Annotated in this window: 18 protein-coding genes; 9 read left to right on the forward strand and 9 right to left on the reverse strand. The window is 71.6% G+C overall.

The genetic code is table 11. The annotated features are described in order from the left end of the window. The 3 genes from DEU32_RS13670 to DEU32_RS13680 all read right to left on the reverse strand — a co-directional run bounded on the left by DEU32_RS13670 (window position 1) and on the right by DEU32_RS13680 (window position 6823). A complete protein-coding gene (locus tag DEU32_RS13670; protein ID WP_114851042.1) occupies window positions 1-5325 on the reverse strand; it encodes a DUF6531 domain-containing protein in 5325 nt (1774 codons plus the stop codon). Window positions 5326-5468: 143 nt separating this feature from the next. Further along, window positions 5469-5921 carry a SufE family protein gene (locus tag DEU32_RS13675; protein WP_114851043.1) on the reverse strand — a complete coding sequence of 151 codons (453 nt, stop codon included), beginning with the start codon at window positions 5919-5921 and terminating at the stop codon, window positions 5469-5471. After that, the gene (locus tag DEU32_RS13680) at window positions 5918-6823 is read right to left on the reverse strand and encodes a sulfurtransferase (protein ID WP_114851044.1); all 906 of its coding nucleotides are present in this window, start codon (window positions 6821-6823) and stop codon (window positions 5918-5920) included. Before DEU32_RS13680 ends, DEU32_RS13675 begins: the two co-directional genes overlap by 4 nt. Window positions 6824-6944: 121 nt before the next feature. On the opposite strand from DEU32_RS13680, the gene zapE reads away from it, so the two are divergent. Then, window positions 6945-7964, forward strand: a complete 1020-nt coding sequence (gene zapE, locus DEU32_RS13685; RefSeq protein WP_114851110.1) for a cell division protein ZapE — start codon at window positions 6945-6947, stop codon at window positions 7962-7964. A 253-nt stretch (window positions 7965-8217) separates the two neighbouring features. Beyond that, window positions 8218-9492: an ammonium transporter gene (locus DEU32_RS13690; protein ID WP_114851045.1), complete on the forward strand. Its 1275-nt coding sequence runs from the start codon at window positions 8218-8220 to the stop codon at window positions 9490-9492. Between the two features lie 197 nt (window positions 9493-9689). On the opposite strand, the gene DEU32_RS13695 is transcribed toward DEU32_RS13690, so the two are convergent. After that, a complete protein-coding gene (locus DEU32_RS13695; RefSeq protein ID WP_058743399.1) occupies window positions 9690-10661 on the reverse strand; it encodes an aldo/keto reductase in 972 nt (323 codons plus the stop codon). A 162-nt stretch (window positions 10662-10823) separates the two neighbouring features. Here DEU32_RS13695 and DEU32_RS13700 point away from each other — a divergent pair, with 162 nt between their 5' ends. Together DEU32_RS13700 and DEU32_RS13705 are read left to right on the forward strand one after the other, a co-directional pair. Next, the gene (locus DEU32_RS13700; RefSeq protein WP_114851046.1) at window positions 10824-11219 is read left to right on the forward strand and encodes a ChaB family protein; all 396 of its coding nucleotides are present in this window, start codon (window positions 10824-10826) and stop codon (window positions 11217-11219) included. 54 nt (window positions 11220-11273) lie between these two features. Then, the gene (locus tag DEU32_RS13705) at window positions 11274-12242 is read left to right on the forward strand and encodes a beta-ketoacyl-ACP synthase III (RefSeq protein ID WP_114851047.1); all 969 of its coding nucleotides are present in this window, start codon (window positions 11274-11276) and stop codon (window positions 12240-12242) included. A 71-nt stretch (window positions 12243-12313) separates the two neighbouring features. Here DEU32_RS13705 and DEU32_RS13710 read toward each other — a convergent pair whose 3' ends face one another. From DEU32_RS13710 to DEU32_RS13730, 5 genes are read right to left on the reverse strand one after another with little or no spacing between them, the layout of a single operon-like run. Next, a complete protein-coding gene (locus DEU32_RS13710; RefSeq protein WP_181819299.1) occupies window positions 12314-13207 on the reverse strand; it encodes a hypothetical protein in 894 nt (297 codons plus the stop codon). 60 nt (window positions 13208-13267) lie between these two features. Next, entirely contained in the window at window positions 13268-13636 is a 369-nt protein-coding gene (gene fliW, locus DEU32_RS13715) for a flagellar assembly protein FliW (protein ID WP_114851048.1), read from the reverse strand. Then, window positions 13633-14514 (reverse strand): flagellin, encoded by an 882-nt coding sequence (locus DEU32_RS13720; RefSeq protein ID WP_114851049.1) that lies wholly within the window; start codon window positions 14512-14514, stop codon window positions 13633-13635. The genes fliW and DEU32_RS13720 overlap by 4 nt, the downstream gene beginning before the upstream one ends. A gap of 2 nt (window positions 14515-14516) precedes the next feature. Continuing rightward, a complete protein-coding gene (gene flgK, locus DEU32_RS13725; protein ID WP_114851111.1) occupies window positions 14517-15932 on the reverse strand; it encodes a flagellar hook-associated protein FlgK in 1416 nt (471 codons plus the stop codon). Between the two features lie 7 nt (window positions 15933-15939). Continuing rightward, entirely contained in the window at window positions 15940-16425 is a 486-nt protein-coding gene (locus DEU32_RS13730) for a flagellar protein FlgN (protein ID WP_058741151.1), read from the reverse strand. Window positions 16426-16902: 477 nt separating this feature from the next. On the opposite strand from DEU32_RS13730, the gene DEU32_RS13735 reads away from it, so the two are divergent. The 5 genes from DEU32_RS13735 (at window position 16903) to DEU32_RS13755 (ending at window position 21278) form a co-directional block, all read left to right on the forward strand. Further along, window positions 16903-17718 (forward strand): sigma-70 family RNA polymerase sigma factor, encoded by an 816-nt coding sequence (locus DEU32_RS13735; protein WP_058741150.1) that lies wholly within the window; start codon window positions 16903-16905, stop codon window positions 17716-17718. A gap of 110 nt (window positions 17719-17828) precedes the next feature. Then, complete coding sequence (locus DEU32_RS13740; RefSeq protein WP_114851050.1) at window positions 17829-18989, forward strand: flagellin; 1161 nt, start codon at window positions 17829-17831, stop codon at window positions 18987-18989. A 90-nt stretch (window positions 18990-19079) separates the two neighbouring features. Next, window positions 19080-20483, forward strand: a complete 1404-nt coding sequence (gene fliD / locus DEU32_RS13745) for a flagellar filament capping protein FliD (RefSeq protein ID WP_114851051.1) — start codon at window positions 19080-19082, stop codon at window positions 20481-20483. An 11-nt stretch (window positions 20484-20494) separates the two neighbouring features. Then, complete coding sequence (gene fliS / locus DEU32_RS13750; protein ID WP_083519831.1) at window positions 20495-20971, forward strand: flagellar export chaperone FliS; 477 nt, start codon at window positions 20495-20497, stop codon at window positions 20969-20971. Beyond that, complete coding sequence (locus DEU32_RS13755; RefSeq protein ID WP_147281477.1) at window positions 20961-21278, forward strand: hypothetical protein; 318 nt, start codon at window positions 20961-20963, stop codon at window positions 21276-21278. Before fliS ends, DEU32_RS13755 begins: the two co-directional genes overlap by 11 nt. Window positions 21279-21434 lie beyond the last annotated feature (156 nt).

Here is a 21434-nt window from a genome sequence, read left to right on the forward strand (position 1 = left end):
TCATTGGAGCTCCGGTAGTGGCTCAGGGTCGCCCCGCTGCGCAGTTCCGCCCGTTGGATTCGGCACTGCCCGATGCTGATGGGGGTTGGTGTGAAGTTTGGGGCGACCATGGTCAGTGAAGTCGATGGTTCGCACGACTTGACCATCATCAGAAAATTCGCGCGCTTGTGGGTAGGGTCCTTTACTGCCCTTGCGCCACCCCAGCTGGGTGTGGGCGAAGTCTGACTCTGGCAGGTCGGCACCTGTTGTCTCGTCTCGAGGGAGGGGTCTCCGTGGGAACCACTGGCCGTCGGGGACTGATTTGACCTGCGGCGTTTCGTCGCCGAGCTTGTTCACCGCCGACGGCAGGTGCACCTTCGACATCATGCCACCGGTAGCGGCCGACGCCGCAGCACCTTCAGTGGCGGAACCGAGGAGGTCTGTGGGCGTGAGTGGTTGACCGCTGACGACGGTGTTCGCGACGTTCTCGACGGCGCCCTCGACGGCGTTCCCGACGAAGTGCTTGCCGATCGCTGCGCCCAGGCCGCCGCCGACCGCTCCGAAGGCTCCGCTGACGGCGACCTGGCCCCAGTTCACCTCTCCGGTCGTGGCCTTCTGGATGATCGTGTCCGCACCGGCGCCGATGAGCATGCCGCCGAGTGGGCCGCCGACCCCGGTGAGCATGAGGGCGCCACCCGCGACGACCATCGCCCCGCCGGCGACGTACTCCCAGTTGTCCTTGAACCAGTCGCCAGTTGCCGCTGCTGCACGGGCGAGCGGCCCCTGCTCGGCGGCGGCGTACGCCTCGAGCTCCGCATCGGTGACCGGTGCGAGTCCGAGAGGATCGAGCGCATGGAGCGGATCGTTGCCGGCGAACGAGTACGGATTCGCGCCCCAGACCGCTCCCGCTGGTGCGGTGATCGGATCGGTGGAGAGGAATCCACGCGTCGTGGGGTCGTACGCACGTGCACCCATCCACTCGAGACCCGCCACCACGGGTGTTCCGTCCGCGCCGAACGCGAGTGCGCGCTCGGGTTCTCCGGAGAAGGAGGCGAGGAGCTGCCACGGATCAGTGTCCGAAGTCCTACGGGCCGCTCGCCATCCTGATGGTCCTGTGCCGTCCGGGCTACCGAGCAGTCCGGTGGGCGTGCGCAACACTGGGGAGTCGTCGACTGTCAGCAAGGCGGGAACGGCGGCAGCGGCATCCCAGTCGAGCCGCATCCCGTCGACGTCGACCAGGTCGCCGAGCGCGTCCACGTGGATCGACGTGCTCGAGGAGCCCGACGCGATCAGTCGGAGCCACCCGCGCCCGTCCCACGAGTACCTGGTCTCCCTGCCATCCGGGGCGGTGCTCCGGACCCGTTGGCCGCGGGCGTCGTACTCGTGCGCAGTCCGCCCCTCGGGGCCGGTCACCGCGACGAGCTGACCTGCGTCGTCGTACTCGTACGTGCGGGTGCCGTTCTCGGTGCGTTCGACGACGAGTCGGCCAGCGGCGTCGTAGGACCAGGTGGTCTCGACACCGTCGGTTTCGGCCCGGACGAGTTGCATCGCTGCGTCGTGCTCGTAGACGGTCGTCGTGCCTGTGCGCTCGACCCGGTCGATCCGTCCGTCTCGATCGCGGGTCAACCGTGACGTCGCCGTCGAGTCCCCAACGGAGCTGGTGTGCCCGACGACGAAACCGCGGTCGTGGGACCAGGAGTCGCTCGTCCCTGCCGTGCGCACCGCCGTGAGTCGTCCGGCGCCGTCGTACTCGTGATGGACGGCGCCGAACGCGGTGTGCTCGACGGTGCCCGGCCGACCCGCGGGATCACGCTCGATGCGCGTCACGGAGCCGTCCGGCGCGTGCACCGAGGTACGCAGGCCGTCCGCGTCGTACGTCCATCGCGTCTCTCGACCGTCCGTCACTCGGCGGACGAGGAGACCCCGCCGGTCGTACTCCAGCAGGTGGGCAGTGGCAACGTCCGGTCGGGTGTGGTCGGAGATGGTCACGGTCCGCGAGCGCGGGTCGCGCTCGATGCGAGCGACCAGTGCGTCGTCCACGTACTGGGCCGTCTCTCGACCGGCTGCGTCGTACTCCCACCGAAGCACGGTGCCGTCGGGCTCTGTCTGGGAGACCTGGCGACCGGCAGCGTCGTACGTCGCGCTCGTCGTGCGGCCGAGGGGGTCCGTCGAGCTGGCGACCTTGTCGAGCTCGGTGTAGGTCCGCGTCGTGACTGCTCCGCGCGGATCGGTGGTGCGGACGAGCCGCCCGCGGGCGTCGTACTCGTAGCGCGTCACCCCGCCGAGGCCGTTGGTCGCCGCGACCAGCTGCCCCGCCGCGTCGTACCGGAACGAGCGGCGACCGAACCGCGGGTCCCGTGCCTCGACGACACGTCCCGCCCGGTCGTAGCGGTACCGGATGATCCCGAAGCCAGGGACGTCGACGGAGGTGACCCGACCGACCGCGTCGTACTCGGTGCGCTCGACGTCGTCGTTCGCATCCGTCCGCTCGACGACGCGTCCGTCGGCGTCGTACCGCAGCGACGTCCGGCCGCCGAGCGGGTCCGTGGCCGTCTCCGGACGCCCGCACCGGTCGTACGTGTACGTCGTCGTCCGACCGGCAGGCGTCGTGACGGCGATGATCCGGCCCGCGAGGTCGCGCTCGATGCGGGTCAGACCACCCTCACCGTCCAGCGATTCGACGATCCTTCCAGCCGCATCACGCACGGTCACGGTGGTGGAGCCGTCTCCCTGCCGGAGGCCGATCGGTCGTCCGAGCGCATCGGTGCGGACACTGACGTCCTCGAACGCGGAACTGACGATCGTCGTGCCGTCGGCACGCTTCCGCTCGGCAGCGGTGCGGACACCGGTCGGGTCCACGGTTGCCACGACGGCGCCGATGGCGTCGTACTCACGGTTCCACGAACCGCCTGCGGGGTCGATGACGGTGCGCAACCGCGAGAGCGCGTCGTGCACGAACCGCCACTCCGCCCCGTCGGGCAGGGTGACGGCCGAGACGTTGCCGAGGTCGTCGAACAGGGTCGTGATGCGGCGGCCGAGCGGGTCGATGGTCGCGGTGACCTCGCCGTGCGTGCCGTACTCCACGGCCGTCCGGGAGCCCGTCGGATCCGTGGTGGCGATCACGCGCCCGGCATCGTCGTGTTCGAACCGCCACACGCCGCCGTCGGGAGCTTCGCGAGCGGTCAGCAGGCCTGCCGCGTCGTATCGGTACGTCGTCCGGGCGCCGAGGGGGGTGACCGCTTCGACGACACGCCCAGCTGCGTCCCGGGTGAAGGACGCCGTCCCCCCGTCGGCATCCTCGATCGCGACGAGGTCGCCGTGGTCGTCGTGGTGGAACGTGACGACCACACCGGTCGGGTCCGTGCAGCGAGCCAACTGCCCGGCGCGCCACTCGAGGAGCGTCCGTCCGCCGACGGGATCGGTGACGACGGAAGGGTTCCGGTCGTCGCCCCGGTACTCGTACTCGACGATCGCGCCGTCTGCGGTGACCACGGTGGTGGGCCGGTCCTGGTCGTCGTACCCGCACGTCAGGTCGGCGCCGTCCGGGGTCACGGTGCGCGTTCGGCGTCCGCGGTCGTCGTACCCGTGTACCGTCACCGACCCGTCGCGTTCGGTGACGGACACCAGGTGGCCGTACCGGTCGTAGGACATCGACTGACGCGCACCGTCGGCGTCGATGATCCCGACGACCCGGCCCTTCCGGTCGGCGATCCAGGTGTTCGCGTTGCCGCCGTCAGCGTCCGAGACCGACGTCACCCTGCCCTGGAGGTACGAGAACCGGACGGTGCGTCCGAACGGAGTGCGCTGTTCGACGACACGCCCCCGGCCGTCGTACGTGTTGGTGCACTCGACGACGCCCGTCGCGGCGGTCACCTGGTCGATCAAGCCGGCGTCGTTCCACCGGTAGCGTCGCGCGCCGACGGTGTCCTGCGCGGCGACGAGGCGGCGCGCATCGTCGTACCGGTACTGCACACGCCGGCCATCGGACGCTGAAACTGACACGACGCGGTCGCCTTCGTACTCCACGCCGAGCGCACGACCGAGTTCGTGCTCGAGTCGGGTGATCCGGTCGTCGGCGTCGCGGAGAGCGGACACGCCCGTGCCCGGGCCACGTCCGGCAGAGAGCCAGACACCGGCGGCGGAGAAGGTCCACCGACCCCCCGTGTTGTCCGAGACGACGAGGGTGGTCCCATCGCGACGGAGCCAGAGGTCCTGCCCCACGCCGCGACCCCAACCGTCGCCCTCGCGGGGGAAGTCGACCTGGCGCCCGTCCTCGAGCACGATCGAGGCCAGCTCGTCGCTGAGCTCCAGCCGGATGTCGAGCACCGACGACCAACCGAGACCGAAGGACCCCACCCGATCGTCGAGCGAGTTGTACGTCCGCGAGAACCGGAGGGACGCCGCAGCACCGCCGAACGTCAGGTCGTCCTCTGGCTCGAGGAAGTTCCCCGTCGCGGTGTTCACCGGGTCGTCGGCGAACCCGTTCGTGGGCGGTGTCCCCATCGCGGAGAACGGGCCGATGGTGAAGTCGTCGCGTCCGACCGCCACGCCTGCCGCGGCCAGCGCCGCGGCGATCGAGGCGTCCGAGAGCGTGGCGGGTCCGTTTCCGCCGCCCGCGGCCTCGAACTGCGCGGCGACCGTGTCGGCCCAAGCCGCGTCGTGCCCGTTGTCCGTGAGCCAGTCCTGCACCGCGGTCACGAGTGACTGCGCGTGCAGCGTGCCCCATCGGGTGTTGCACCCGGACTCGTAGTCGCTGAGGGCGTTCCGGAACGACGACACCGCGCCGGCGAGGGAGTCGTCGGCCCCCCTGGTGCTCGACGCGAAGGAGCGGAGATCGGCCGGCACCGCTGACGACGTGCCTCCGCTGCCGCCTCCGGCCGTCGGGATCGTACGACCGCGCACCGAGACGGCATCGGCCTGGAGCTGGGGCTCAGGCTGCGGTTCCGGGGGCTTCGGGTCGTCCTCGGCGCCGAACCACGTCGACACCTCGTGCGCGGCACCGACGAAGAAGTTCTCCTCACGCTCCCGCTTCCGCGCCTCCCACGCCTTGGCGTCGGCACGGCGTCGGTCCTCTTGCTCCGCCGCCTGACGGAGTTCGTCGACGAACCCGACGAGTGAGGAGAGCGCCTCGGAGAGCTTGCCGGCGCTGCGCGAGGCGATGCCGGCGTTGTCGGCGAAGACCTCGGAGAAGTACCCCCGGAACTCCCGCTCCGCGTTCGTCACCGCCGTGGACCGTGCGCCGGTCTGGCCGTCGATCGACGTCGCGAGCCTGCGCGCCGCAGTCTTCAGCGTGTCGGCGTCGCCGTACGAGTAGCCCGTCGGATCGTTGCCGTGGATCTTCGCCATGTCGTCTCCCCCCGATGACCCCTCGATCCTGGCACAGGCCGCATCGGAGCGTCCAGCATGCGGAATGTCGTACGCGACGAAACGACGGACTGGAGGCACGGGGCCAGCTGGCACCGTGCCTCCCGTCCGTCAGGGGGTGCGGATCAGGCGGCGGCGACCGCCGCCCGCACCTGCCGCTGCACCCGACCGAGCATCCCCACCATGCCGCGGACGCGCAGCGGGCTGACCGCCTCGCTGAGCCCGATCGTCAGCGGGTAGTCCGACGGGACCGCCAGGACCTCGGACGCGGTGAGGCCGGACAGCCCCTGCGCGAGGATCGACGCGAACCCGCGGGTGGTCGGCGCCTCGCGCGGGGCGGTCGCGTGCATGCGGACGACGTCCGGGGCGTCGCCGTCGGCCCCGACCGTGACCGTGATGAACACGGGGGACTGGCACTCTTCGACGCGCTCGAGCTCGTCCTCGTGCCCCTGCAACCGCTCGGGCAGCGCGGGGAGCTCGTCGGAGAACTCGAGGAGCAGCTGGAGGCGGTCCTGCTGCGAGAGCTCGAGGAAGTCGTCGCGGATCTCGGCGAGGGAACGGGGGAGTTCGGTGCTCATCGAGAGGGAACGGTACCCGGTTCGGTGCCGACGGCGATCGGGACGCGGACGGCGCTGCCCCACTCGGTCCACGACCCGTCGTAGTTCCGCACGTTCTCGTACCCGAGCAGGTGCTGCAGCACGAACCAGGTGTGGCTCGACCGCTCGCCGATGCGGCAGTACGCGATGACCTCGTCCGCGTCGCCGATCCCGGCACCGTCGCGGTACACCGCGTCGAGCTCCTCGCGCGACTTGAAGGTGCCGTCCGGTGCGGCCGCGGTGGCCCAGGGGATGTTGACGGCGGTCGGCACGTGGCCGGCGCGCAGGGCTCCCTCTTCCGGGTAGTCGGGGGCGGTGGTGCGCGAGCCGTCGTACTCGGCGGGGCTCCGCACGTCGATCAGGGGCTTGCCGAGATGCGCGAGCACGTCGTCCTTGAAGGCCCGGACCAGCTCGTCGTGGCGCTCGACGACGGGGTAGTCGACCGCGGTCACCTCGGGGCGGTCGGTCGTCAGCGCACGGTCCTCGGCGATCCACTTCGCCCGGCCGCCGTCGAGCAGGCGGACGTCCTCGTGCCCGAAGAGCGTGAAGACCCAGAGGGCGTAGGCGGCCCACCAGTTGTTCTTGTCGCCGTAGATCACGACGGTGGTGTCGCGGCCGATGCCCTTGCCGCCGACGAGTCGCGCGAACGCCTCGCCGTCGACGTAGTCGCGCTGCACCGGGTCGTTGAGGTCGGTGTGCCAGTCGATCTTCACCGCTCCGGGGACGTGGCCCGTCTCGTAGAGCAGGACGTCCTCGTCGGACTCCACGACGACGAGGTCGGGGGTCCCGGCGTCGAGCTGCTCCTGGAGCCACTCGGTCGACACCAGGCGCTCCGGGTGGGCGTAGGCGGCGAACTTCTCGGACGGGTCGACCGGTGCGGTCATCGGGGGTACCTCCAGGGTGCGGGACGAACGGGGCGGCCGAGGCTAGGATCGGTCCTCGGTGCCCGCGGGCAACGGTACGCGCAACGTGCCGTCCGCCACCTGCAACGTGACACCGCACGACATGCTTCCCGGAGGGGCCCACTTGCCTGCACACCTCGTCGACCGTGACCCGCAGGTGACGCCGCAGCAGATGGCCGCTGCGCTCGTGCCGCCGCCGCAGTTCGCGGACGCCTCGTTCGCGAGCTACCGACCGGACCCGGAGTACCCCTCGCAGGCGGCGGTCCGCGACGCGGTCGAGGCCTTCGTCGCGACCCGGCCGGAGCCGGCGAAGCGCGGCCTGTTCGGCCGTCGCAAGCCCGCCGAGGCGCCGGTGCGGTCCGGCGTGTACCTGGACGGCGGCTTCGGCGTCGGCAAGACCCACCTCCTCGCCGCGGCGTACCACGCGGAGCCGTCCCGCAAGACCTTCGGCACCTTCATCGAGTACACGGCGCTCGTCGGCGCGCTCGGGTTCCAGGGCACGGTCGACCTGCTCCGCGGGACCGCGCTCGTCTGCATCGACGAGTTCGAGCTGGACGACCCCGGCGACACGATGGTGATGACCCGGCTCATCAAGGAGCTGGCGGACACCGGCACCCGCTTCGCGGCGACGTCGAACACCCCGCCGGGCGCGCTCGGCGAGGGCCGGTTCGCGGCGCAGGACTTCCTGCGCGAGATCCAGGCGATGTCCGACCGCTTCGAGACCATGCGGATCGACGGGCTCGACTACCGACGCCGCGCGGTCGACGAGCACGCCCGGACGGTCGACGACGTCCCCGCGGCGCTGCCGACCGGGGCCACCACGCTCGACGACTTCCGGGCCGTCGTCGCGCACCTGGCGTCGGTGCACCCCTCGAAGTACGTCGCCCTGGTCGACGAACTCGACGCCGTCGGCCTGACCGACGTCGCGGCGTTCACCGACCAGACGGACGCGCTGCGGTGGGTCGCGCTCGTCGACCGGCTGTACGACGCGCAGGTCCGGATCGTCGCGTCCGGCACGCCGCTCGACCAGGTGTACCCGCAGGCGATGCTCGACGGCGGGTACCGGAAGAAGTACCTGCGCGCCGCGTCGCGCGTGGTCGCGCTGTCGCGCGCCGCGGACTGACGGACGCCGACCCTCCGCTTGACGGGACCGGCTGGCGGGGCCGGCGGCCCACCGGACGGGAGGCACGTGGCGGGGCCGCCACGCGCCTCCCGTCCGGGGGGTGTCCGGCTCCCCGAAACACGACGTTTACAGAACGGCCCACCGCGTTACACCCACGAAACAGTTCGTGCTCCCTCGTGAAACCTCGCCTCGCCAGACTCATCAGCACCCGAGGCGGAACCGAGAGCCGCCTGCATTCGCGAGAGGTGAACAGATGCTTGATCAGGGCCAAACAGGCTTCATCATGATCATGGCGGCGCTGGTGTTGTTCATGACACCCGGCCTCGCCTTCTTCTACGGCGGCCTCGTGAAGGCCAAGTCCGTCATCAGCATGATGATGATGTCGTTCGGGGCGATCGCGCTCGTCGGCGTCCTCTGGGTGCTGTACGGCTACGCGATCGCCTTCGCGAACACCGGCGACCACACCGCCGTGACCGGCATCGTCGGCTTCTTCAGCATCGACTGGAACCAGATCGGCCTCGGCCAGGCGTTCGAGCAGTCGCAGGCGACGAAGCTCGCCGCGCCCTACCCGGACCTGGCGTTCGTCGGGTTCCAGGCCACGTTCGCGATCATCACCGTCGCTCTGATCTCCGGTGCCATCGCCGACCGCGCCAAGTTCGGCGCCTGGATGATCTTCGCCGGTGTCTGGGTGACGGTCGTCTACTTCCCGGTCGCCTCCTGGGTCTTCAACCTGACCTCGGGCTGGGCAGCGACCTGGGGTGTCATCGACTTCGCCGGTGGGACCGCAGTCCACATCAACGCCGGTGCCGCCGGACTCGCCCTGGCGCTCGTCCTCGGCAAGCGCGTCGGCTTCGCCAAGGGCGCGCACAAGCCGCACAACCCGCCCTTCGTCCTCCTCGGTGCCGCCATCCTGTGGTTCGGCTGGTTCGGCTTCAACGCCGGTTCGGCCGGCGCTGCGAACAGCACTGCCGCTCTCGCCTGGGTGAACACCCTCGCCGCTCCGGCTGCCGCGGTCCTCGGCTGGCTGCTTATCGAGAAGCTCAAGGACGGCAAGGCCACCTCCGTCGGTGCCGCCTCGGGTGCCGTCGCCGGCCTCGTCGCGATCACCCCGGCCTGCGCCAACCTCACCCCCGGCTGGGGCATCCTGCTCGGCTTCCTCGCCGGTGTGATCTGCTGCTTCGCGATCGACCTCAAGTACAAGCTCGGCTTCGACGACTCGCTCGACGTCGTGGGCGTCCACCTGGTCGGCGGCATCTTCGGCACGCTCTACCTGGGCATCTTCGCCAACACGACCGGTCTGATCTACTCGGGCTCCCTGGTCCAGCTCGGCAAGCAGGCCGCCGCCGCCGGTGCGGTCGGCGCGTACTCGTTCGTCCTCGCGCTCGTGATCGGCTTCGCCATCGAGAAGACCATCGGCTTCCGCGTCAAGACCGAGGACGAGGTCGCCGGCATCGACACCGCCGTCCACGGCGAAGAGGGCTACGTCCTCTACGAGGAGTCGGACAAGACCCCGGTGTCGGTCCGCTAGACACCACACCTCCCGCACGACGGGCCCCGCGCACACAGCAGGCGTGGGGCCCGTCGTCGTTCTCGGGGCGGGCGGCTGGCGGGAGCGCGCGGGGGTCGCGGGCGGGTGACGGACGGGAGGCGCGGTGCGGGTCCGACCCGCACCGCGCCTCCGTACCGTGCTCGCGACCACGGCGCGTGGTGCGCCGCCGAGTCACGTCACCAGGCGAAGTCCTCCGGTGAGGTCTCGTGCCCGGGGAACAGCTCGTCGAGCCGCGCCAGCGCCGCGTCGTCGAGGCGGATGTCCGTCGCGCGGACGGCCGACTCCCACTGCTCCATCGTGCGCGGGCCGGTGATCGGGGCGGTGACGCCCGGCTGGTGCAGCAGCCACGCGAGGGCGAGTTCACCCGGGGTGTGCCCGAGCTCCTTCGCGAACGACTCGTAGGCCGACAGCTGGTCGCGGTGGCCCTCGACGTACTCGGCGCTGCGGCCGCTCAGGCGACGGGAGCCCTGCTCGGTCTTCTCGATGATGCCGCCGAGCAGACCGCCCTGCAGCGGGGACCACGGGATGAGCCCGAGGCCGTAGTGCCGGGCGGCCGGGAGGACCTCGCGCTCGACGTCGCGGACGACGAGGTTGTAGATCGACTGCTCGCTGACGAGCCCGAGGAAGTTGCGGTGCCGCGCGGCCTCCTGCGCCTGGGCGATGTGCCACCCCGCGAAGTTCGAGGAACCGACGTAGAGCACCTTGCCCTGCGCGACGGCGAGCTCCATCGCCTGCCAGATCTCGTCCCACGGGGTGTCCCGGTCGACGTGGTGCATCTGGAACAGGTCGACGTGGTCGGTCTGCAGCCGGCGCAGCGACGCGTCGAGGGACTGCCGGATGTTGTACGCCGACAGCTTGCCGCCGTTCGGCCAGTCGATCATCTCGCCGTAGACCTTCGTGGCGAGGACGGTCTTCTCGCGGCGGCCACCGCCCTTCGCGAACCAGCGGCCGATGATCTCCTCGGTGGCACCCTTGCCCACCGAGCCGCCGTAGCCGTTGGCGGTGTCGAAGAAGTTCACGCCGAGCTCGTGCGCCCGGTCCATGATCGCGTGCGAGTCGTCCTCGCTGGTCTCCGGTCCGAAGTTCATGGTGCCGAGCACCGCTCGCGACACCGACAGCCCTGTCCGTCCGAGGTGTGTGTAGTCCATGGGTCCGGTCTACGCGCGGTGCGCCGGGCGCGCCAGGCCCTGCGGGTACCGGTCTCGGCGAGCGTGCGGGCGCGGGTGTGCCGGCGCGGACGTGCCAGCGTGCCGTCGGGGTGCCGGCGTAGGACTGGTGGGGACCAGCACGTCCCGACGAGAGGAACCGCCATGCCCGCGAAGGACGACATCCCCAGCACGCTCCGACGGTCGCCACAGCACGCGCAGGACGTGTACGCCGCCACGCTCGACTCCGCGAACGAGACCTACGGACCGGGGGAGCGCGCGCACCGGACCGCGTTCGCCGCGGTGAAGCACGAGTACGAGAAGGTCGGCGACCACTGGGAGGCCAAGGAGTCCGCCGGCCCGTCCGACGAGGGCGCCGCCGGCACGCGCGGTTCCGGCGAGACCCAGGGCGGCGTCGACGCGAACGCCACGAAGGAGCACCTGCTCGAGGTCGCACGCCGCCTGGACGTGCACGGCCGCTCGACGATGGACAAGGGCGAGCTGGTCGAGGCCATCAAGAAGGCGAACGACCGCGCCACCGCCGCTGCCCGCAAGGACTGACGCGCATTCCTGCTCGGGCATGTGGAGTCCGCCGAGGGGAGTAGCGTGCCGCGGATGGACACCCCAGCACTCCGTGGCAGCCGGATCCTCGGGTTCGGACACCACCAGCCCGCGCGCATCCTCACCAACGACGAGCTCTCGACCATGGTCGACACGAACGACGAGTGGATCACCACGCGCACCGGCATCAAGACCCGTCGGATCGCCGGACCCGACGACACCGTCACGTCGATGGCGATCGAGGCCGGCCGCAACGCGATCGCGGACGCCGGACTCGAACCGTCGGACATCGGGCTCGTCATCGTCGCGTCGACCACGCACCGTGACCGAGCGCCGTACACCGCCGGCCGGGTCGCCGCGGCGCTCGGGATGGCGAACGGACCGGCGCCGATCGACATCAACACGGCCTGCAGCGGCTTCGAGTACGCGATGGCCCTCGCCGACCAGTCGATCCGCGTCGGGGCGTCGGACACCGCGCTCGTCATCGGGTCCGAGACGCTGTCGAGCATCGCCGACTGGACCGACCGGTCGACGTGCGTGCTCGTCGGCGACGGTGCGGGTGCCGCGGTGCTCGGCGCCTCGGACACCGCGGAGATCGGGCCGGTGTCGTGGGGGAGCGTGCCGCACCTGAACGAGGCGGTGCTCGTCACGAAGGACCCGGAGTACTTCACGCAGCAGGGCCGCTCGATCTACCGCTGGGCGATCACCGAGGCCGCCGGCCACGCCCGCGCCGTCGTCGAGGCCGCGGGCATGACGCTCGACGACATCGAGGTGTTCGCGTTCCACCAGGCGAACCTGCGGATCATCGAGCCGCTGGTCGAGGCCCTGGGCGGGCAGGACAAGTTCGTGGTCCGGGACGTCGTCGAGTCCGGCAACACCTCGGCTGCGAGCGTGCCGCTCGGACTGTCGAAGGCCTGGTCGCGCGGCGAGCTGCCGGAGGGCGCGGCGACGCTCCTGTTCGGGTTCGGCGGCGGGTTCGCGCACGCCGGTCAGGTGGTCCGGACGCCGGTGCGGCGCAGCTGACGCGGTCGCGACCAGCGGTCGGACGGGAGGCGCGGGGCGGGGTAGCCACGTGCCTCCCGTCCGTCCGGGCGTCAGTCCAGGGCGTCGCGCGACGGCGTGTCGGACCAGAGGTCCTCGTCCCGACGCGCGCGGCGGCGGGACCGCCCCTTCGGGGCGAGTTCCTTCTGCGCCGCCTTGGACTCCTTGGTGGGCTTCGCCTCGAGCACCAGGGTGAAGTGGCGCGGGGGCATGCCGAAGCCCTCGCGTGCCGCCTGGACGACCTTCCGCCCGAGCGCGTGGTTCCCGAGGCCACCGACCGCGGCACCGATCCCGAACGGCAGCGCTCGGCCGAGGATCGACGTGCCCTGCCGGGCGGCGAAGCGCTTGACGAACTGGTCGCGGACCTTGCCGCCGATGCCGCTCACGACCTGCTTCGGCAGCGTGGACGTGACCATCTCGCCCCAGAACGCCGTGCGGACCTGACCGCCGGCGGCCTGTCCCGCGAGCTGCTTGATGAGCTGCGTGCCGGGTGCGCCGAGGATGAGCGCCATCACCAGGGTGCGCGATCGCTCGGGGTCGTCGAGGGCGATGCCGTGCACCTCGGTCACGGACTGGGCGAAGAGCGCCGTCGTCTCGAGGAACCCGACCGTCTCCGCGCCGCTCAGCCCGAGGGCCGCGGCCATGCCGACGCCCGGGATGACCGCACTCGCGCCGACGGCGGCACCGCCGGTGGTCACGGCCGTGAGGTACTGCCGCTCCAGGATCTGGATGATCTCCGCCGGGCTCGCCTGCGGGTGTCGGCGGCGCAGGGCGTTCACGTGCGCGACCACCACGGGTCGCTGCACGGCGATCACCCTGTCGAGCATGTTCACCCATCCGGACTGACGCTCCGGAGCCACGCGGCCGTCCTGGTCGTCGCGGTCGTCGGGCCGGATCGGGGCCGGCGGCATGGGCACGAGCGCTTCGTTCTTCTGCTGTCGAGCCATGCGGCAGACGGTACCCGGCCCGAGTGGGAGCACCGGCGGGTGCTGTCCCCCCCGGTGCGCCTACCGCGCGGCGAGCTCGGCGCGCAGCGGCAGGTCCTGGTCCTCGAGGATGAACTGCGCGCCGACGGCGGTGCGGGCGTTCACGACGACCGGGGCGAGCAGGTTCACGGTCGTGCCGCCCTCGCCGGGGTTCGCGACGACGAGGAGCATCGCCTCGGCGGGGTCGGTCAGGCCGATCGTCGCGGCCTGCTCGTCGGTCAGCTCCGGGGCGTAGTCGGGCAGGTGCACCGCGGCGTCGAGCAGGAACAGCCGGGCGTCCTCGCCGACGAGGCCGAACAGGCCCTCGACGCCCTCGACGGGCACGAGCGAGAAGACCGGCGACGGGGCGAGGCCGAACGGCGGGACGGGAAAGGTCAGGTCGATGCTCATCGGAGGTAGTCCATCAGGGTCGGCTGCAGGACCTTCGCGGTGACGGCGAGGGCTGCCTGGTAGGAGGTCTGCTGCACCTGCAGGTCGAGCACGGCGCCGGCGAGGTCGAGGTCCTCGATGCCCGAGCGCCGGTTCTCGAGGGTGACCGAGGTGCTCTTCAGCGCGTCCTGCGCCGACAGGGCCGCGGCGTGCCGCACCCCGACGTCCGCCTGCGCCGAGCGCACGCCGTTGATCGCGGTGTCGACGTCGTCGAGCTTCGCGTTCACGTTGACGCCGTTCTGCAGGTCGGCGACGATGCCGTCGATCGCGGCGAAGGCCGAGGTCGATCCCGTGCCGAAGACCGCGGCGCCGGAGGTGTCCACGCGGATCGTCGTGGCGTCCCCGACCCGGCGCTGCACGGGGGTGGTCGCGGTCGCGAAGCCGGTCCCCGGCGTGTACGCGGCGGCGTCGGTGGACGAGCCGGCGAACACCGAGCGGGACCCGTAGGTCGCGTTCGCGGTCGCCTCGAGGTCGGCCTTGAGCGCGCGGAACTGCGTGATGAACGCGTCGCGGTCGGTGTCGCCCATCGTGCCGGAGTTCGCCGCCTGCACGGTGAGGTCGCGGACCTTGCCGAGCACCGAGTAGGCGCTCGACAGCGTGCTGTCCGTCGTCGCGAGCCAGCCCACGGCGTCGTTCGCGTTGCGCGCGTACTGCGCGGCGGCGGCCTGCTCCTTCCGCACCTGCATCGACGAGCCGGTGCCGACCGGGTCGTCGGACGGCTTCGCGATCGCCTGCAGCGTCGTCGCGCGCTGCGTCGCCTCGGCGACGCGTGCCGCGTTCGCCTGCAGCCGCTCGCCGGCGGCCGCCATGGTCATCTGGGTGGTCACACGGGTGATCACGGTCAGCCCCTCCCGACGAGTCCGACGCGGTTGATGAGGGTGTCGAGCATCTCGTCGACCGCGGTCAGGACGCGCGCCGCGCCCTGGTACGCGTGCTGGTAGCTCAGCAGGTTCACGTTCTCCTCGTCGAGGTCCACACCCGCGCCCGACTGCTGCTGCGTGCGTGCGCTGGTCAGGGCGAGTCCGGTGAGCGTCGCTTCCGACGTGGCCGTCCTGGAGGCGCTGCCCACCCCCGCCACGAAGGTCGCCCAGGCCGTGTCGGCACCCCCGGCGGCCGTGCCGAGTCGCGAGAGCGTGTCGGCGAACGAGTCGTCGAGCTGTCCCGCCGCGTTCCGCGTCGCGAGGCCGGAACCGTCCGTCGGGACGACCGACAGGCCCTGGGCCGCGCCGGTCCCGGCGGCGAGGGCGAAGAACGGTGCGCCGGTGGTCCCCGACGGGGTGGTGCCCTGCGCGTGCGCCGCGTTCACGGTCGTCGCGAGGCGCGTGGCCACGTCGTCGTAGGACGCGGCGGCCTCGGCCAGGGCACCGCCGGTGCCGCCGGACGCGGGGGCGAGGAGCGAGAGCGCGCCGCCGATCGAGCCGCCGCCGAGCGCGACGGTCCCGGCGCTGCCGGTCGACCACTCGAGCCGGACGCCCTGCGTGCCACCGAGCCGCGTGTCGCCGGCGAGCTGCACCGTGCGGGCGTCGCTGCCCTGCACGAGCGCGTTCCCGTCGAGGAGCACGTCGACCGTGCCGTCGCTGTTCGCCCGGACCGTGCCGCCCGCGAGCCCGGCGATCTGCTGGGTCAGCTGGTCGCGCTGGTCGATCAGCTCGTTCGCGCTGCCGCCGGACGCCACGGTCCCGCGGATCCGGCCGTTCAGGTCGGCGACCTGCGCCGCCGCGTCGTTGAGCTGCCCGACCTGGGTGGCCGCGGTCGCCCGGGTCGCGGTCCACTGCGCGTCGACCGCCTTCGATCCCGCCGCCAGGGCGGAGGCCACCGCGGTCGCGCTCGAGATCACGGTCGAGGCCGCGCCGGCGTCGTCCGGGTGCGCCGCGAGGTCGCCCCACGACGACCAGAACGCGTCGAGCTTCGCGGAGAGGCCGTCCTTGCCGGGTTCGTTCGTGCTGTCCTCGATCGCGGACAGGCCCGTCGCGCGGGTCTGCGCCCACGCCGAGGACCCGGTCGCGACGCGGAGGCCGGCGTCGAGCGTCAGGGAGCCGAGCCGGGCGATGCCGTCGACCGAGACGCCCTGGCCGGCGAGGGCCGCTGTGCCGTGCACGAAGCCGGTCTGGACGACTGGGACGGAGGACTGCGTGACGCGCTGCCGGGTGTACCCGGTGGTGCCGGCGTTCGCGATGTTCTGCCCGGTGACGTCGATGCCCGCACGGGCGGCGGACAGGCCGGAGTACGCGGTCGCGAGGGATCCGAAGGTGCTCACCACGGTGCTACAGGGTCCCCTCGAACAGGCGGGCGCGCTCGGACCCGGCAGCGGGGACACCGGACGCGTCGTACGTCGCGGCGCCGGTGACCGACCCCGCGAGGGTCTCCTCGGTGGCCTGGGCGGCGGCGCGCAGGAAGCGGTCGTTCTCGTCGCGGAGGGAGCCGATCTGGGTGGTCAGCTCGACCATGGCGCCGAGGTGTGCTGCGAGGATCTCGCCCCAGGGGCCGTCCGGCGCCGCGGCGACGACGTCACGCAGAGGAGCGTCGGGGGAGACACCCCACTCCTCGGCCACGACGGCGCTCGAGGCGGCCCGTTCGAGTCCGGCGCTACGGAGGCGTTCGAGGACCTGCTCGACCTCGCGGCTGGCGTGCGAGACCCAGCGGGAGCGCCCGGCGGCGAGCAGGAGCTGCTCCTCCTCGAGCTTGAACGTGAGCAGTTCGAGCAGTTCACGCTCGCGCCAGAGGACGGCGGACAGGTCGTTCACGCTCATCAGCTCCTCCCGGGGGTCGGGTCGATCGGGGTCGGTGGGGTCGTCCGGTCCGCCTTCCGGTGGACAGGGGTGCCTATCGACGCGCCCGTCGCCGCCGTAAGCCGACGCCGGACCGCAGCCGACGGGGCGGAGCCGACCCGTGCCTCCAGGCCGGTGGCCATGTCACCCGGAACGGGGGACAAGAACGCTCGTTCCCTGCCGGAGGTCCCCCCAAATGCCGACGCCCAAACGCCTGATGCACCCCCGCACTGGGGTCGGTTGAGGCCCCCCTCAGGTGATTGCCAGCCGATACATTCGAACCGCAGCGCGGGGGACATCCCCGCGCACCGCATCGCAGGGATGCGGGCGCCGCGCGGAGGGAACCGCGCGCTCCTCGGCGTACACACCGGCCACCAGCAGGCCGGTGCTCGTCGTGCCCACGGACGGGAGCGGCCCACGGACGGGTCGGAACTCACGCAGGTCGACCAGGGGAACAGCATGGACCGGAACGCACGCAACGCGATGATCGTGGAGCACCTGCCGCTCGTCGGCTACATCGTCGCCGACGTCCGTTCCCGAGCCACCCACCTGGACCGTGACGACCTGGCCGCCGTCGGCTCCCTCGCGCTCGTCGCCGCCGCCGAGGCCTTCGATCCCACGCTCGGCGTCCCGTTCGGTGCCTACGCCCGGACCCGCATCGCCGGTGCGATCGCCGACGACATGCGGAGCGCCGACTGGGCGTCCCGCGGCACCCGGAAGCGCATCCGTGAGACCCTCGCCACGCAGGAGGCCCTGTCCGCCCGACTGGGTCGCTCCGTGGGCGTGCAGGAGATCGCCGACGCGATGGGCGTGGACCGCCAGACGGCCGCCGACGCCATGTCCGACGCCGGCCGCTCCGTGGGACCCATCGACGAGACCGTGCACGACACCCTGGCCGCCGACCAGCCGCTGCCCGGTGAGGACCTGCTCGCCGCCGAGAAGCGCCGCTACCTGCGCGCCGCGGTCGCCGCGCTGCCGGACCGCATGCGCTTCGTCGTCGAGAACGTGTACTTCGGCGACCGCTCGGTGACCGAGGTCGCCGCCGAGCTCGGGATCACCCACTCCGCGGTGTCGCAGCAGCGCTCCGAGGCGATGCGCCTGCTGCACGACGGCCTGGCCGAGCACTACGGCGACGGGACCGCCGTCGAACCGGTGTCCCGCACCACCGCCGCCCGGCGCAGCGCCTACCTCGCCCGGGTCGCCGCGAACGCCGCCGCCGGGGTCGCGCGGGCCGTGCACGACGCATCGACCCCGAGCGCGGTCGCGGCCGGCTAGAACTTTTCCGTCTCGCACCTAACGACCCCGGTCGGTCGGTCGAGAGTCACGAGTGTCAGCCCATGGACGGGCAGACACCACCCACCCAAGGATTCACGGAGGAAACCACCATGGGTATGTCCATCAACACCAACCTCTCGGCACTCAACACGTACCGGAACCTGAACTCGACGCAGAACGACCTGTCGAAGTCCCTCGAGAAGCTCTCGACGGGTCTCCGCATCAACCGTGCTGCGGACGACGCCTCCGGTCTGACGATCTCCGAGGGACTCAAGTCGCAGGTCGGTGGCCTCACGGTCGCCGCCCGCAACGCGCAGGACGGCATCTCCGTCGTGCAGACCGCTGAAGGTGGCCTCACCGAGACCCACTCGATCCTCCAGCGCATGCGCGACCTGGCCGTCCAGGCCGGCAACGACTCGAACAACGCCACGTCGCGTGACGCGATCAAGACCGAGGTCGGCCAGCTCCAGAAGGAACTCGGGCGCATCGCGTCGTCGACGAACTTCAACGGCACGTCGCTGCTCAACAACAACTCGACCCTGAAGTTCCAGGTCGGGGCGAACGCGGGCGCCGACAGCCAGATCGCGGTCGACCTGTCGGGCGCGAACGTGCAGAACATCGTCGACAACCTGCAGGGCGGCACCACCGGCACCGGCACCGGCTTCGCGATCGCGGACGTCAGCAAGCTGGCGGGCGCTGCGTCGTTCAAGGTCACCAACGGCGGCGAGGAGACCACCGTCACGACCGCGAACCTCGGCGCTGCGGGCACCTTCACCTCGGTGCAGGGCTACGCGGACGCGCTCAAGGCGGACGCCAACTTCTCGGCCAACTTCACCGTCACGGTGGACAAGGACGCGAACGGCGCCGGCACCGGCATCACGGTCACCGCCAACAACGGCGGCACCGTCGACGTCACCGCGCCGGGCACCGGCGTCGCGGCGGGCACCGCGAACGCCCCCGTCACCGGTGGCCTCGCGTTCGACACGGCGGACAAGGCGCAGGCCTCGATCACCCTGATCGACCAGCAGATCGCCAAGGTCTCATCGGCGCGTTCGAACCTCGGCGCGATCCAGAACCGCTTCGACCACGCCATCAACGTGACGAACGTGGCCAAGGAGAACCTGACCGCTGCGCAGTCCCGCATCACGGACGTCGACATGGCGGAGGAGATGGTCAAGTACACGCGCGACAACATCCTCAGCCAGGCCGGCACCTCGATGCTCGCGCAGGCGAACCAGAGCACCCAGGGCGTGCTCTCGCTCCTGCGCTAGCAGCACCCGACGCCGTCGCCCGGGGGAGTCCAGGTCCCCGGGTGACGGCGTCACCACCCTCCACGACGTCCCGACGGCAGGGAGCCCTCGATGTCCTCCGTGTCCTCCGCGAGCAGCCTCGCGATCGACGGTCTCGTCAGCGGTCTCAAGACGACGGACCTCATCAACTCGCTGATGACCATCGAGCAGGTCCCGCAGACCCTGCTCAAGAACAAGCTCACCGACACGAACTCGTTCATCTCGTCACTGCAGACGATCAACGGGCTCGTGCAGACCCTGGCGTCGAAGGCGACGGACGCGGCGAAGCCCACGTCCCTCGACGTGTTCACGGCGAAGAGCTCCTCCACGGCGGCCACGGTCTCGACGCGGGACGCCGCCGCCGCTGGTTCGCTGTCGTTCACGATCGGCGGGACCGCGTCCGCGCAGGTCGGCGTCACCGCGGCGATGTCCACGTGGGCGTCCGACGCCGAGCCGATCACGATCGTCGGGTCGGACGGCAAGCAGACGAGCGTGACCCCGGCGTCCGGGTCGCTCGACGACGCCGTCACCGCGATCAACGGCGCCGCCGCGGGCGTCACCGCGACGAAGGTCGCCGCGGGGACCGCGACCGACGGCACGAAGCTGTTCCGCCTCCAGCTCACCGCGACGAAGACCGGGGCCGCCTCGGCGTTCCAGGTCTACCGGGGCACGGGAGACCAGGTCACCGCGGGGACCGCGACGAACGTCCTGACCCAGACCGGCGCCGCGGTGGTCACCGCCGCGAAGGACGCGAGCGTCACGCTGTGGGCCGGGACCGACGCCGCGCAGACCGTGACGAGCGCCACGAACACCTTCACCGACCTGCTCCCCGGCGTCGACGTCACGGTGTCGGCGCCCTCGAGCGACCCGGTCACCGTCACGATCGGCCAGGACACCTCGAAGGCCCAGGCCGTCGCGTCCGGACTGGTCGACGCGCTCAACGCGATCACCGCGTACTACGGCACGAACACCGCCGTCACGAGCACCACGAGCCCGACGACGGGTACGACGTCGACCACCGCCGGCGTGCTCACCGGCGACGCCACCACCCGCGACGTCGTGCAGCGGCTGACCTCGACGATGTCGACCCCCGTGAACGGGAAGTCGCCCTCGTCGATCGGCATCGTCATCACGAAGGACGGCGACTTCACCTTCGACGCCGCGGCGTTCCAGAAGGCCCTCGCCGACGACCCGGATGGCACGCAGGCCGTGCTGTCCGGCGTCGCCACGAACGTCGGTGCTGCCGCGACGGCCGCATCCGACAAGTACACCGGGTCGATCACGACGTCGATCACCGGGCAGCAGTCCGTCGCCACGGACCTCAGCGCCCAGATCGACAGCTGGACCGACCGCCTGACGCAGCGTCGGGCCACCCTGCAGGCGCAGTACGCGGCGCTCGAGACGAGCCTGAGCAACCTGCAGTCCCAGTCCTCCTTCATCGCCAGCCACCTCGCGACCCTGTCGTCGTCGAGCTGACGGGAGCCACCATGAACGCCTTCGACCTGCAGTCCGCCGCCTTCCGCCAGTCCGCGCAGCCGCGGACGGTCACCGACCAGCGCCGGGCCCAGTACACGAACGAGGCCGTCCTCTCCGCGACGCCGGCGCAGCTCGTCACGATGCTGTACGACCGGCTGATGCTCGACCTGCACCGCGCCGAGGCAGCGCAGACCGGTGCTGACTGGGACGCCGCCCGCGAGCAGCTCCTGCACGCGCAGGCGATCGTCGGCGAGCTGTCGTCGACGCTGCGCATCGACGTGTGGGACGGCGGCGAGGGCCTGCTCGCGATCTACAACTACGCGTCGACCTCGCTCATCACCGCGAACGTGCACCGCGACGTGCAGGCCACCCGCGACTGCATCCGGATCCTCGAGCCGCTCCGGCAGTCGTGGCACGAGGCCGCCGCCGCCCTGCCCGCGACCCGTCCGCTGCCGGGTGCGACCGGGGGAGCGCTCGGTGTCGCCTGAGCCGAGCGGCGAGGATGACCCCGACCTCGGGCCCGGCGCCGACCTCGCGGCGTGGGGTGCGGTGCTCGACGCGCTCGAACGCGACCTGACCGTGGCGGGCGGCCCCGCGTGGTCGGAGCCGACCGGGCTGGGACCGGTGCCGCGGGAGCTGGTGGGGCGTGCCTCCCGGCTGTTGGCGGCGCAGCGCGACCGGACGGCGACGCTCGAGGCGGAGCGGCGACAGGTGCTGGAGCACCTCGGAGCGCTCCGCGCGGTCTCGGCGACGCGGGAGCCGCGCGGGTCGGTGTACCTCGACGCGTCCGCCTGACGCGGGTCGGGCCGCCACCCACCCACGCCCGCCACCCCCGTTCGGGGCGACGACTAACGAGCCGGGGCTGCACGCCGACAGCGGTCGTCGAGCACGGATCGCTCACCAGTTCGGCCACGGATCGGCCACCCGCCAACCGGCGACGTCCCTCGGGAC

It is taken from the genome of Curtobacterium sp. AG1037 (genome assembly GCF_003349855.1).
Taxonomy (GTDB): domain Bacteria; phylum Actinomycetota; class Actinomycetes; order Actinomycetales; family Microbacteriaceae; genus Curtobacterium; species Curtobacterium citreum.

What these genes read in the sequence shown, in the direction of transcription:
- DEU32_RS13670 (WP_114851042.1), bottom strand. Translation starts at nt 5,325, where the DNA reads ATGGCGAAGATCCACGGCAACGATCCGACGGGCTACTCGTACGGCGAC.
- DEU32_RS13675 (WP_114851043.1), bottom strand. Translation starts at nt 5,921, where the DNA reads ATGAGCACCGAACTCCCCCGTTCCCTCGCCGAGATCCGCGACGACTTC.
- DEU32_RS13680 (WP_114851044.1), bottom strand. Translation starts at nt 6,823, where the DNA reads ATGACCGCACCGGTCGACCCGTCCGAGAAGTTCGCCGCCTACGCCCAC.
- zapE (WP_114851110.1), top strand. Translation starts at nt 6,945, where the DNA reads ATGCTTCCCGGAGGGGCCCACTTGCCTGCACACCTCGTCGACCGTGAC.
- DEU32_RS13690 (WP_114851045.1), top strand. Translation starts at nt 8,218, where the DNA reads ATGCTTGATCAGGGCCAAACAGGCTTCATCATGATCATGGCGGCGCTG.
- DEU32_RS13695 (WP_058743399.1), bottom strand. Translation starts at nt 10,661, where the DNA reads ATGGACTACACACACCTCGGACGGACAGGGCTGTCGGTGTCGCGAGCG.
- DEU32_RS13700 (WP_114851046.1), top strand. Translation starts at nt 10,824, where the DNA reads ATGCCCGCGAAGGACGACATCCCCAGCACGCTCCGACGGTCGCCACAG.
- DEU32_RS13705 (WP_114851047.1), top strand. Translation starts at nt 11,274, where the DNA reads ATGGACACCCCAGCACTCCGTGGCAGCCGGATCCTCGGGTTCGGACAC.
- DEU32_RS13710 (WP_181819299.1), bottom strand. Translation starts at nt 13,207, where the DNA reads ATGGCTCGACAGCAGAAGAACGAAGCGCTCGTGCCCATGCCGCCGGCC.
- fliW (WP_114851048.1), bottom strand. Translation starts at nt 13,636, where the DNA reads ATGAGCATCGACCTGACCTTTCCCGTCCCGCCGTTCGGCCTCGCCCCG.
- DEU32_RS13730 (WP_058741151.1), bottom strand. Translation starts at nt 16,425, where the DNA reads ATGAGCGTGAACGACCTGTCCGCCGTCCTCTGGCGCGAGCGTGAACTG.
- DEU32_RS13735 (WP_058741150.1), top strand. Translation starts at nt 16,903, where the DNA reads ATGGACCGGAACGCACGCAACGCGATGATCGTGGAGCACCTGCCGCTC.
- DEU32_RS13740 (WP_114851050.1), top strand. Translation starts at nt 17,829, where the DNA reads ATGGGTATGTCCATCAACACCAACCTCTCGGCACTCAACACGTACCGG.
- fliD (WP_114851051.1), top strand. Translation starts at nt 19,080, where the DNA reads ATGTCCTCCGTGTCCTCCGCGAGCAGCCTCGCGATCGACGGTCTCGTC.
- fliS (WP_083519831.1), top strand. Translation starts at nt 20,495, where the DNA reads ATGAACGCCTTCGACCTGCAGTCCGCCGCCTTCCGCCAGTCCGCGCAG.